Genomic DNA, 12,888 nt, shown 5'->3' on the forward strand with positions numbered 1-12,888 from the left:
AAGCAACCCCATCCCTAACAATTCCATCAGAATGTTGTCGGCGTACCAGTTTATTATTTAAATGGGCTTTCCTAACCAGCTACGCTGCTAGCAAATCTTTTGGCACTAATTTTTCTGGTTTTAGTAGCGATAGTGGGCAAAAGCTTTATTTGCTTCTGCCATGCGGTGCGTTTCTTCCCGTTTGCGAATTGCAGATCCTGTTTCGTTGGCTGCATCCATAATCTCGTTCGCTAACTTACTTGCCATTGTTCGCCCAGATCTACTTCGGGAGTATTGCACTAACCATCTTAGCGCTAAGGTGCTGCCACGACCCTGACGTACTTCCATCGGTACTTGATAGGTTGCACCCCCAACCCGACGAGCTTTTACTTCTACTAATGGTGTCAGATTACGAACTGCTTTTTCAAATACTTCTAGGGGGTCGTTCCCGGTGCGTTCCTCAACCATTTTCATCGCATCATAGACAATTCTCAAAGCTAATGATTTCTTTCCATGACGCATTATTCTCCGCACTGTCATACTGACCAAGCGGCTATTATATACGGGATCTGGAGGAACTGGGCGTTTTTTGATAACAGTTCGACGAGACATAATTATACTTACCTTGTAAATTTATTTCAATTTATTAGAATTCACTTCAGACAACAGTATTCTTGAGACTAAAATTTACTCTCAACTTCGCTATTTGCTAGTTTAGATGCTTGGAAAATAATTGAGCTTTTTCAGAACTCATTTTCGTCCTGTAATTTCTCTATTTTCCGAGGATACCTCAAGATCTCAAAATTTCGCTGGTGGCGTTCCCCAAAAATGGAATCTTTACTTAGGACGTTTAGTTCCATACTTAGAACGCCCCTGTCGTCTGTCTTTTACTCCTGTAGCATCTAGAGTACCGCGAATAATGTGATATCTGACTCCAGGTAAGTCTTTTACCCTACCACCCCGAATCAAAACTACCGAGTGTTCCTGTAAGTTATGACCAATACCAGGTATATAAGCAGTTACTTCAAAACCAGAAGTTAAGCGAACCCTTGCGACTTTACGCAATGCCGAGTTCGGCTTTTTCGGTGTTGTCGTGTATACTCTCGTACAAACCCCCCTTCGCTGAGGACATTGTTTGAGAGCTGGGGACTTAGTTTTCTTGTTTGCTGTCGATCTTTGTTTACGAATTAATTGCTGAATAGTGGGCATGAGTTAAAAAGTCTAGCCAGATTACCTTAAGCCTAAGTAATTCTTTACCTAGCTAAATGATTGACAATTTCCTATTATAATCTATCTACCTGGGGTGTTGTCAAGGATTATCTATAAGTTTTAGCTTAATTTTTTTTAGCAAAGGAGTTGCCACAGCTACAAGTGTTAGTAGCATTAGGATTATGAAAACGAAAGCCGCCTCCCATAAGATCTTCTGAATAATCTATATTCAGACCTTCTAGGAATTTATAACTTTCTGCATCTACGACTATCGAGATCCCGTTGCTATTGCAGACGATTTCTTTAACAGGGGGGGTTTCGTCAAACTCAAGAAGATAAAACAAACCAGAACAGCCTCCTGCTTCTACTTTCAAGCGCAATTGGCTGTCTAGTTTTTGACGAGTAGCCTGTAAACGTCTAATTTCGTTAGCGGCAGCTTTACTAAGATTAATCATCGATCGATCGCGATTACTGCTTTCTTGATTGGAGTAAAATTGATTGAGGATTTAGCGACGGGCGTAATCGTCTTGAAAACGAATAATATCATCTTCCCCCAGGTATTCACCATTCTGGACTTCGATCAATACCAGATTAATCACTCCAGGATTTTCTAAACGATGAGCAGTGCATTGGGGAACATAAGTTGATTGATTGCTAGCCAAGATTTCTTCTTTCTCGCCACAAACCACCTTAGCAGTTCCGGAAACAACGATCCAGTGTTCGCTGCGGTGATGGTGCATTTGCAAGCTCAGACGATGACCGGGCTTAACCTCAATCCGTTTAATTTTATATCCTTTTCCTTCTTCTAAAACTGTAAACGAACCCCAAGGACGTAATTCAGTAGCAGCGACAGCTTGAGAAGAAAGGTTGCTGGGTAAGGAAAACGAGGTAGCTGGAGTAGCTTGTTTCGACTGAACCATAATTTATATTTTTCTCCCCAAAATTTTAATATTTAGTGAACATTGCTTGCTCGTATCAATACGATTTGAGCTATTTCACTGACCCAAACATAACAAATCTTGGTCAGAGAGTGTTACCCCAATTAGGTGAGAGTAGACTTAATTTATTAACTCTTTATCTACTGGTTACTTTTACTTTAAGCAGGCTTCACATAAGTTTTGATTCAAGGTAAAGGTTGGAGAAAAATACCTATACCATTATGGATACGGGCTGCGGTGACGGGGGAGCGATCGAGTAATTGCCCTCCTAAATACAAAGAAGTTGAGCTACCACCATCGAGATTTAAAGCGTCAACTGCGCCTAAAAGCTGCATCAATTGAGCTAATTCTTGGAGATTAGGACCTTGACCCGCAACTCGACCATGAACAGTAGCAATAATTAAAGTACCATTATTGCTAGTCGCGATCGCGCTTCGGATTGCGGTTTGTTGACTGAAGGATTGACTAAATTTCTCAGCTTCGGGATCGAGGACAATTTGACGATTTTTCACTAAAAGTGGACCAGCACCGAGAATCTGAGGGTAATTGGCAAAATCCTCTGGCACTGCCACACTAGTAATATTGACTGTTGTGCCGAGAGGAAGATAATTAGCTGCTTCCGGGTAGGCACGTAAAGTTAGCAGATAGCCGTTACTAGGAATAGCAAATGAATCCTCGCCAGCTTTACCGGCTTGAAGTTGTCGAGTAACCAAGTTATTCTCGACAAGGACAATAATTTCGTTATCGATTAAGGTGGTGTAACTTGCGCCCCAAGCTGGTGTATAGCGAGCAATACCAGCTTGAACGTAACCACTATTGAGGAAGAGAACTGGTAAACGCTGTCCCACAGAAGTAGTTAAAGTTTCTCGTAAACTTAGGCGATCGAATCTGATTATCCCCTCATCATTCCAGGCGATCGCACCTCGATTGAGAATGGGTCCTGAATACCAGATTCCCTCACGACGAATTGCTCCTAATGGTAGTTGATTATTACGATTGAAAAATCCACCATTAATTGCTGCCAACGCTTTAGCTTCACGAGCCAGGGTTACTAACGGTTTTGTTCCCGGTAAGCCTTCGGGCGAAGCCCAAATGGGTTGGATCTGAAGATCGGGATTTACCTGGGGATCGATTTCCAACCATACCACCGGAAAGCGAGATTCTTCTAGCTCAATATATCTCTGTCGCCAAAGCACTCCAGGCATCCAGCGAATATCTCGCTCGAGCGTGGGTTCGTCAGTAATATCGATAACCAAACGATTTGGAGAAGGTAAACTCCAAACTCGCAAACCTTTTGCTGCGGTTAGGTTAAGGTGAACAATAATGCGTCCATTTTTACTTTCTAACCTTAACGGTGAAGGTTCTGACTCGGTAATTGAGTCTGGACTAACCGCGTCTTCCTGTTCAGTTTCCGAAACAGAAGGTGTAGTAGGGATTGGTGGAAAGCGCTCAAATAAAGCTGCTTCAGCAGTTGCAGGTAAAATCACGACTCCTCGATCTCTAGCTTGAGAAACCTGCCAAAAAGTAGGGCGATCCAGATCGAGAACGATGCGTTGACCCCAAGTTTGAGTTCCTAAACGAATATTTTCGATTTTGGCAGGAGTAAAGTCTATTTTCAGCGTGTCTCCTAATGCTTGAACTCTAGCTCCTGCTTGTGCAAGTAAATCGGTGACATCAAGATAACGGTAGGGATTGGCAAAGCGAGTTTGCAGAATCGGATTATTGGAGCTAGAGGAAAACCAACTTATCGGCTGTAGTGCCGGATTATTCGTACTTAATAGTTCCACCCCCAACGAGCTTGCGTCAGTGTCGGCGATCGCCAAGTGCGTTTGTTGTCCTTCCTGCCATTGCCTCCAAGCGACCGTCAAAGTAACGTTGTTAAGAGCAATTTTATTTCCCTGGATTGGGGCTGACGATTGTTGCACGATTTGCTCGACTGTAGTTTGGGGAATCTCTGCTGTGGATAAGCGATCGGATTGGGTAATTGTGGGAACCTCTACTGGTTCGGTAGCGGTAACAAATTTTTGATTGAAAGCTAAAGCGATGGCGAAGCCCGCCACAGGCATCGCTAGAGAAAAAAATGCTGTTAAAAGGTAGGATAGCACTCTAGTCAGCCACTTTTTCCTTTGGCTTTGTCTTAGTTGGCGAAATTTAAGTTGATTTTTGAGGATTTTCATGACAGTCTGATTTCGCTCCTAGAAAACCTAGGAAAGTTGATCTGTTCTGAGTTATTGACGCGATCGACTAAGATGTGCGTTTCTCTAGTTTTTGCGTGACTCGCGATCGCCACCAAATGTATTTTTGGCGGGAGAATAATCATGAAATGTTGACTTTCTCGTTACTGTTAACGTTGATTATGAGTAGCAGCGAATCTCACCGAAATAGGCTAGATTAACCACGAGCGCTCTTGGTTTCTCGATTAATACCATTCTTAGAGAAGACGGCTATTGAGAAGCAAAGTTGCCCGCAAAGAAAAAGGTAAGATTCTTGTTGATTGTTATCTTCGTGTGTTTGCGATAATATGGCTAGTCAATGTTTGCTGCATTTAAGGTAAGATATTCAGACTAGGGTTTTCATTACTCTAGAAATAGGTGCGTGGCAGATAAAGTTAATCGCTAGACACTAATTACCGGTGGCAAACGATTCTATTTCTTAATCGCCAAGATCGGAGATTAACTGCCTAAGCATGACTTTTGCCAGTTCGTCGGTCTAGTTCGAGTAGAGATAGACAGAAATTTTCTCTAAAAGTAAAATAAGCAATTCTTAGGTAACGCTCAAGTGCAGCATTTTATTGATTATTGTCAGTATAATAAGGGATCTCCGAGGGGATTAAACAGCCGTAAACGTAAAGAGGATCGATGCTACCCCAAAATACTGAATAAGGGGTCGATTTCCCAAGTTGCACGAGAATAACCCAAGGTCGGTGTGGGGTTCTACTGGGCTGCGGTAGGCATACCGTTTTCGTTTTCGTAGTGCCTCTCCAACAGTGACAACTGTTGCATAGCCCTTACCGCAAGGTAGGGTAGATTGGCATCTGGTCTAAGGTCAGGTCAATTGCTTTAAGGGCTGGACCGACCGACCTACTTGGGTTGAGGTAATGTAATTTGTTTATTATTTAAAGATTCGCTTACTTGTCTAGAAAAGGCGCGTGAGGGTTTATAGGTGTAGAGACTCAATTAATTATGTCTGGACAAATTTTGTTCTCACTTTATAATCGCTCTTATTAGCTTCGACAAGGGTGAAGATACAGTTTCGCAACGGTCGTAAAAAATTTTTCTCCCTGCTTCTGTAATGAATTAGGTAAATTAAAATGGATAACAATATTTTCAACGGCAAGCGTCATAATTTTACTACTCCGGGTCTGTTGAGGAGTCTGGATATTCCAGGTCCAAAATGGCTCGTTGAAGAACGATCTGCTTGTGGTGTTGGTTTTATTGCTTCTAAAGATGGGGTGGCTGACTATAAGCTGATCGAGCAATGTTTGTCTGCTCTGGGTTGTTTGGAACATCGCGGGGCTTGTAGTGCCGATCGCGATACGGGGGATGGTTCGGGAATTATGACGGCTCTGCCAATTGAGGTTTTCCGTCCTTGGTTTGAGTCGCAAAATCTGAGGATGCCAGCACCGGGACGTTTGGGTGTGGCGATGGTTTTTTTGCCTCAAGATCCGGTGGATCGTCAAGAAAAGAAGAGGTTAATTGCAGAAATTGTCAGGGGTGAAAACTTGGAGGTGCTGGGCTGGCGCGAGGTTCCAGTGCGTCCGGAGTTGTTGGGTTCTCAGGCGCGGGAAAGTCAGCCTTTTATCGAGCAGTTGCTGGTGAGTTCCCCGGATTTAGAGGGTGATGAGTTAGACCGCCGTCTTTACATTGCCCGATCGCTCGTTGGCAAAAATCTGAGTGATGATTTTTATATTTGTTCTTTTTCTTGTCGGGCGATCGTTTATAAGGGGATGGTGCGTGCGGCGGTTTTGGGTGAGTTTTATCTGGATTTACAAAATCGCGCTTATGTGAGTTCTTGGGCGGTTTATCATCGTCGCTTTAGTACGAATACTATGCCTCGCTGGCCTCTGGCTCAACCGATGCGGATGTTGGGTCACAATGGGGAAATTAATACTCTGTTGGGTAATCTGAACTGGATGGTGGCGAGGGAGCGCGATCTGGAGGTTCCTGGTTGGAATCAAGAGGATTTAGAAAAGTTAAAACCGTTGGTAAACCCCGAACATAGTGATTCTTTTAATTTGGATTGTGCTCTGGAGTTGTTGGTTCGCACGGGAATGAGTCCCCTAGAGGCGGTGATGGTTTTGGTTCCGGAAGCTTACAAAAACCAGCCGGATTTGGAGTCTTGTCGGTCAATTACTGATTTCTATGAATATCATGCTGGTTTGCAAGAGCCTTGGGATGGTCCGGCTTTACTGGTTTATTCTGATGGGAAGGTTGTGGGCGCAACTCTCGATCGCAATGGGCTGCGTCCGGCGCGTTATTGTCTTACTAATGATGGTTACGTTTTTGTTGCTTCGGAAACAGGGGTTGTCCCGATTGCTGAGGAACGGATTGTTGAAAAGGGTCGCTTGGGTCCGGGTGAAGCGATCGCTGTAGATTTGGTTGCGGGTGAAATTCTCAAAAATTGGCAGATTAAAAGCCGAGTCGCAGCCCGTTTTCCTTATGGTGAGTGGATTCACTCTCATCGCAGGTCATTAGCCCCAATGAAAGATTTTTCGGGAACGATAACTCATTCGGAAGCTCTTGTACGGCGGCAGGCGGCTTTTGGGATGGGGTCGGAAGATGTGGAGATGATTATTGTCCCGATGGCGAGTGCGGGTAAGGAACCGACTTTCTGTATGGGGGATGATATTCCTTTGGCTGTGCTTTCGGATAAACCCCGTTTGTTGTATGACTACTTTAAACAGCGTTTTGCTCAGGTGACGAATCCGCCGATTGACCCATTGCGGGAAAGTTTGGTGATGGATTTGCGGATGTTTTTGGGGAAAAGGGGTAATTTACTCAATCGTCGAGAAAAGGATGGGCGTACGCTGTGTATCGAAAGTCCTCTGCTTTTTCCGGGACAGCTTATAGAGATTGAGGATGGTGAGTTTGCGGTTGGTAAACTCAAAACAAAATGGGATATTTCGAGGGGGGAGGTTGGTTTTGCTGAGGCGATCGCACTTCTCGCTCGCGAGGCGGAGTCGTTAATTAAGCAGGGTAAGGAAATTATTATCCTCAGCGATGCTGAGGCGATGGGACTTGAAACTGGTTATATCCCGCCATTATTGGCGGTCGGTGCGGTTCACCATCAATTAATTCGCTCTGGTTTGCGGCTGAATGCTTCTATTGTTGTGGAAACGGGACAATGTTGGAGTACTCACCACTATGCGGCTCTAATCGGTTATGGGGCGAGTGCTGTGTGTCCTTATCTTGCTCTGGAAACGGTGCAAAATTGGTGGAATGAAGAAAAAACCCAAAAGCTAATGGAGCGCGGCAAACTGGAAAAAATTAGTCGCACGGAGGCGCTGCAACGCTATCGTAAGTCGGTGGAAGCTGGTTTGCTGAAGATTCTCTCGAAGATGGGGATTTCGTTGTTGAGTTCGTACCACGGGGCGCAAATTTTTGAGTGTATTGGTTTGGATTTGGAGTTGATTGAGTTGGCGTTTGCGGGGACGGTTTCTCAGGTGGGGGGTTTGTCTTTGGCGGAGTTGGCGAATGAGTGTTTGGCTTTCCACGGACGGGCGTTTCCCGATTCCCTAAGAAAGTTGGAGAATTATGGTTTGATTAATTATCGTCCTGGTGGGGAGTATCATATGAATTCGCCGGAGATGGCGAAGAGTTTGCATAAGGCGACGAAGTCAGGGAGTTACGACCATTATGAGCTTTATAAAGGGTATTTAGCAGGACGAGTACCGACGGCGTTGCGGGATTTATTGGATTTCAAGAGCGATCGCTCTCCTATCCCTTTGGAAGAGGTGGAGTCTGTGGAGGAGATTGCGAAGCGTTTTTGTACGGGGGCGATGTCGCTGGGTTCGTTGTCGCGGGAGGCGCATGAGACTTTGGCGATCGCGATGAATCGTATTGGTGGGAAGTCTAATTCTGGTGAGGGTGGCGAGGACCCGATTCGGTTTAAAGTGCTGGATGATGTGGATGAGGATGGTTTTTCGCCGACGTTACCGCATCTGAAGGGGTTAGAAGATGGCGATACGGCTTCTTCGGCGACGAAACAGGTGGCGAGTGGTCGTTTTGGGGTTACGCCGGAGTATTTGGTCCAGGCTTCGCAGTTGGAGATTAAGATTGCTCAGGGGGCGAAGCCTGGGGAAGGGGGACAGTTGCCTGGGAAGAAGGTGAGTCCTTATATTGCGATGTTAAGGCGATCGAAGCCGGGGGTGCCTTTGATTAGTCCGCCACCGCATCATGATATTTATTCGATTGAGGATTTGGCGCAGTTGATTTTTGATTTGCACAGTGTCAATCCCCGGGCGAAAGTAGGGGTGAAGTTGGTGGCGGAAATTGGGATTGGGACGATCGCTGCGGGGGTGGCGAAGGCGAATGCGGATGTGATTCAAATTTCGGGGCATGATGGGGGAACGGGTGCTTCTCCGCTTTCTTCGATAAAAAGCGCGGGTACGCCTTGGGAGTTGGGTTTAACTGAGGTGCATCGGGTGTTGTTGGGGAATCAGTTACGCGATCGCGTTTTACTCAGGGTTGATGGTGGTTTGAAGTCGGGCTGGGATGTGGTGATGGCGGCGTTGATGGGGGCTGAGGAGTATGGCTTCGGTTCGGTGTCGATGATTGCTGAGGGGTGTATTATGGCGCGGATTTGCCACACGAATAATTGTCCGGTGGGGGTGGCGACGCAGCAGGAGCGGTTGCGGGAGCGTTTTTCGGGGACTCCAGAGCGAGTTGTTCGGTTTATGTATTTTGTGGCTGAGGAGGTGCGTCATTTGTTGGCGAGGCTGGGTTATCGGACGCTCTTTGAGATTATCGGACGGAGCGATTTGTTGGTGCAGCGAAAGGATAAGTCGTTAAGCAAAACAAGGGGGCTGGATTTAGGAATTTTAACGAAGAATCTGAATGGGTTTGGGCGATCGTTTTTGGAACATGAGGAGGTTCACAGTAATGGGCCTATGTTAGACGATAAGCTTTTGGCCGATCGAGAGATTGCGGAATGTATTGCTAATCAAGGAAAGGTGGGATGCGAGGTGGCGATTGTGAATACGGATCGCTCTGTGGGTGCGAGGGTAGCTGGGGAGTTGGCTCGGCGTTATGGTAATGATGGTTTTGCTGGTGAGTTGAATTTGCGCTTTACGGGGGCAGCTGGACAGAGTTTTGGTGCGTTTAATTTGGGGGGAATGAATTTGTTTTTGAGTGGGGAGGCGAATGATTATGTGGGTAAGGGAATGTATGGAGGCGAGATAGCGATCGCTCCACCACCGGGGGGGAGTTATGTGGCGGCGGAGAATGCGATTGTTGGCAATACTTGTTTGTACGGTGCGACTGGGGGCAGGTTGTTTGCTTGTGGACGTGCTGGGGAACGGTTTGCGGTGCGGAATTCGGCTGGTGTGGCTGTGATTGAGGGGGCTGGCGACCACTGCTGTGAGTATATGACTGGTGGTGTGGTTGTGGTGCTTGGTAGTGTGGGCAGAAATGTCGGTGCGGGTATGACTGGAGGAATTGGCTATTTCTTGGATGAGGATGGTAGTTTGCCACTGAAGGTGAATAAAGAGATTGTCAAGATTCAGCGTGTATCAAGTTCCGCAGGCAAAAAACAACTGCGGGAATTAGTGGAAGCTCACTGCCAGAAAACGGGAAGCGAAAAGGCTAAACAAGTGCTGGCTAATTGGGAGGAGATGCTAAATTTGTTTTGGCAAATAGTTCCTCCCTCAGAGGCTGAGACTCCCGAGGCGAAAGAAGGTTCGACAGAAAAGCACTCAAGTTGCGCATTTTCCAGTTAGTTAACTGATGGTGGGGGTTTGGGGGAGGCGATAAGTCCCACGCCATAATTTTCAATTTGGCGTTGGGATACATGGACATCCCCCAAATTAATATTTACCATTAAGCAGTAAGAGTAGTAGACTAAAATCATGATTCTAAGCTACACTTACCGAATTTACCCTGACACTCAACAAATCCAACTTCTCGATGAGTGGTTGGAAACACTGCGACTGTCCTACAACTATGCGTTGAGGGAGCTAAAAGATTGGATAGCTTCGAGGAAGTGTCCAATAGATAGGTGTAGTTTGGAATCAGAATATATTATTTGCGCAGACTATCCTTTTCCTGGCTACCACCAACAACAAAACAATCTACCAAAAGCCAAGAAAGAATTTCCTCGACTCAAATGCGTTCCTTCTCAAGTGTTGCAAACCAATATTCGGAGGTTACATGATGCTTGGGATTTCTTCAAGGAAAGGGGGTATGGCTTCCCTCGCTACAAGAAAGTGGGACAAATGAAGTCGATGCTATTTCCACAGTTCAAAACTAACCCGATAACAGGGTGGCACATTCAACTTCCCAAATTAGGAAAAGTAGGAATCAACTTGCATCGACCTGTTCGATGCGGGTTTGTCGTCAAGCAAGTGCGGATAGTTAAGAAAGCGATGGGGTGGTTTGCTGTAATCGCTTTGTACTCAGATATTGAAATCCCTGACCCTTTCCCTCATGGTCATGCCATTGGGGTTGATGTGGGGTTATTATCTTACCTGGCTACCAGTGATGGCTTTGTTGAACCTGGACGTAAATTCTTCAAAGATTTACACAGTCGGCTGAAAGTGCTGCAACGTAGATTGTCCAAGAAGAAGAAGCGGTGCGACCCCGCGTCGTCTCACGACGCTAGGGAACGCGCACCAAGACAGCGTTCCCAGAATTACGAAAAAGCCAGAAAAAAGGTAGAAAAGCTGCATAATCATATTGCCTTCAAAAGGAAGGACTACCAGTACAAGCTTGCCCATAAACTTTGTGATATGGCGGATACTATCTTTATTGAAGATATTGATTTTCGCATCATGGCAAAAGGTTTTTTGGGCAAACATACAATTGATGCAGGGTTTGGGCAGTTTCGTTCTATCCTTAAATTTGTTGGCAAGAAGAGGGGGGTATTTGTCGGAGAAGTAGACCATAGAGGAACTTCTCAAACTTGTCCCAATTGCCGAATTACAGTGAGGAAAGAACTCTCAGATAGGGTTCATTCTTGTCCTGAATGTAAATACGAGGTGGATAGAGATATTGCCTCAGCCCAAGAACTGCTCAATAGAGGACTAGAAACGTATCGGGGGACTCCCGAAAAGCACTCGTATTGGCTCTCAAGTCGAAGTGTCGGGCGCGATGTGCCTAGACAACTGGCGTAGGGGAGCAATGCCCAGTCGTGAGGTTGGGAAGCCCACAGCATAATCTTTGATTTGCTGTGGGAGGATGTCACGGACGGTTTCATTTTTATGAGTTTTAGGGGTTAGTGGGGAACCCCTAGCTCTTGTTCTTTGAGCTCCATGAGTTGGGGGACGGTGACGAACTGGTAGCCTTGTTTTTGGAGTTGAGTGATGATGTGGGGGAGGGCAATGACAGTATTGTCTCTGGGTCCGCCGCCATCGTGGAGGAGGATGATGCCGCCTGGGGAAGCTTGGTCGAGGACGTTACGGGCGAGGAGGCTGGGCGAAGCTTGGTAGTCTTTAGAGTCGGCAGACCACATAACAGTGGCGTGGTTTTTTTTGTTGGCATAGGCAGAAAGTCCGTTGTTGAGGAAGCCACCAGGGGGGCGAAAGAGGTAGGTATGAATGCCTGTAGTTTTGTAGATGAGGGCAGCCGTGTTATCGATTTGTTGGGCGGCTGCTGCTTCGTCGTGGTAGTGGTAGGGATGGTTCCAGGTATGGTTGCCCAAAGCATGACCGTGGTTAGCGATTTGTTGAGCTAGGGCTGGGAAGTTTTGAACATTTTGTCCCAAGAGGAAAAATGTTGCTTTGATATTGTATTGTTTGAGGATATAGAGAATATTATTTGTACTATCAGGCCAAGGACCATCATCAAAAGTTAAAGCAATTAATTTTTGTTGATTGTTGAGAGGTATGCTGTTAATAGTTTTTCCCTGAAAAGAAGTTGGTACTGATAATTTAAGTAAAGCAGCTTTTTCCTCTTTTTCTAAAGTTTCTAAGAAAGGAAAAAGCCTGGCAAATATTTCTTCCGACTGTGCTACCAAAACGCGATCGTCGAGCGATGATAATTCAAGTGAATTAGTATCAAAATTCAACAAAAAATCAAAAGAACTTGTTAGTTCAAAACCAGCACCCAAAGGGACAAATAGCCCAGCAAAAAAACTACTAGCTGCCGCAGCAGTGGCAATTAGGGTTCTACGTTGCCAAATTAATGAATTACGCTGTACCAACTTAATTATCCTCACACCTTAAGTTTAATTTAAACCACACAGAGGAAATTATGCGCTCTGCATTATTCTTGACACAAAAGTAAAATCCTGTCAATATACAGGCATTTTCTCACTTCTTGGCAGTCAAAATTATGTTTTTTTGCCCCTGACAATCTTAGCTTGATGAGATTATTTTATTATTAATATCTCGCTCGTGCCGATCCGGAAAAAACGGTTATTTACGAAAATAAATTTTCAGACTCTCGAATTGCTGATTTCTTCTCAAAAAGAAGTTTTTGCGAGAGTTAAGAAAAATTGAAAAAGTTTCACAAAGAGAAAATTATCTCTCTCTGTTCCAAGTTGGAATTGAGATCGAGCTAGTTTAGCCGAAGAGGAGTAACGCTACTCAGACAAAGTTTATCAAAAA

At 45.3% G+C, this 12,888-nt stretch carries 8 protein-coding genes; 2 read left to right on the forward strand and 6 right to left on the reverse strand.

Going from position 1 to position 12,888, the window contains the following annotated elements; genetic code table 11:
- Positions 1-120: 120 nt before the first annotated feature.
- From rpsG to G3T18_RS01770, 5 genes are all read right to left on the reverse strand, one after another.
- Positions 121-591: a 30S ribosomal protein S7 gene (rpsG, locus tag G3T18_RS01750; RefSeq protein WP_224408793.1), complete on the reverse strand. Its 471-nt coding sequence runs from the start codon at positions 589-591 to the stop codon at positions 121-123.
- 225 nt (positions 592-816) lie between these two features.
- Entirely contained in the window at positions 817-1,188 is a 372-nt protein-coding gene (gene rpsL / locus G3T18_RS01755) for a 30S ribosomal protein S12 (RefSeq protein WP_224408794.1), read from the reverse strand.
- A 125-nt stretch (positions 1,189-1,313) separates the two neighbouring features.
- Entirely contained in the window at positions 1,314-1,643 is a 330-nt protein-coding gene (locus G3T18_RS01760) for a HesB/IscA family protein (protein WP_224408795.1), read from the reverse strand.
- A gap of 51 nt (positions 1,644-1,694) precedes the next feature.
- Positions 1,695-2,108, reverse strand: coding sequence for a phosphomannose isomerase type II C-terminal cupin domain (locus tag G3T18_RS01765; RefSeq protein WP_224408796.1), 414 nt, complete (start codon positions 2,106-2,108; stop codon positions 1,695-1,697).
- Between the two features lie 203 nt (positions 2,109-2,311).
- Positions 2,312-4,303 carry a phosphodiester glycosidase family protein gene (locus G3T18_RS01770; protein WP_224408797.1) on the reverse strand — a complete coding sequence of 664 codons (1,992 nt, stop codon included), beginning with the start codon at positions 4,301-4,303 and terminating at the stop codon, positions 2,312-2,314.
- Between the two features lie 1,133 nt (positions 4,304-5,436).
- On the opposite strand from G3T18_RS01770, the gene gltB reads away from it, so the two are divergent.
- Together gltB and G3T18_RS01780 are read left to right on the forward strand one after the other, a co-directional pair.
- Positions 5,437-10,062: a glutamate synthase large subunit gene (gene gltB, locus G3T18_RS01775; RefSeq protein ID WP_224408798.1), complete on the forward strand. Its 4,626-nt coding sequence runs from the start codon at positions 5,437-5,439 to the stop codon at positions 10,060-10,062.
- Positions 10,063-10,191: 129 nt separating this feature from the next.
- A complete protein-coding gene (locus G3T18_RS01780) occupies positions 10,192-11,454 on the forward strand; it encodes an RNA-guided endonuclease InsQ/TnpB family protein (protein ID WP_224408799.1) in 1,263 nt (420 codons plus the stop codon).
- A 101-nt stretch (positions 11,455-11,555) separates the two neighbouring features.
- On the opposite strand, the gene G3T18_RS01785 is transcribed toward G3T18_RS01780, so the two are convergent.
- On the reverse strand, positions 11,556-12,482 hold the full coding sequence (locus G3T18_RS01785) for a polysaccharide deacetylase family protein (RefSeq protein WP_224408800.1): 927 nt from the start codon (positions 12,480-12,482) through the stop codon (positions 11,556-11,558).
- Between the last annotated feature and the right edge of the window lie 406 nt (positions 12,483-12,888).

The sequence above is a fragment of the Oscillatoria salina IIICB1 genome (assembly GCF_020144665.1).
Lineage (GTDB): Bacteria > Cyanobacteriota > Cyanobacteriia > Cyanobacteriales > SIO1D9 > IIICB1.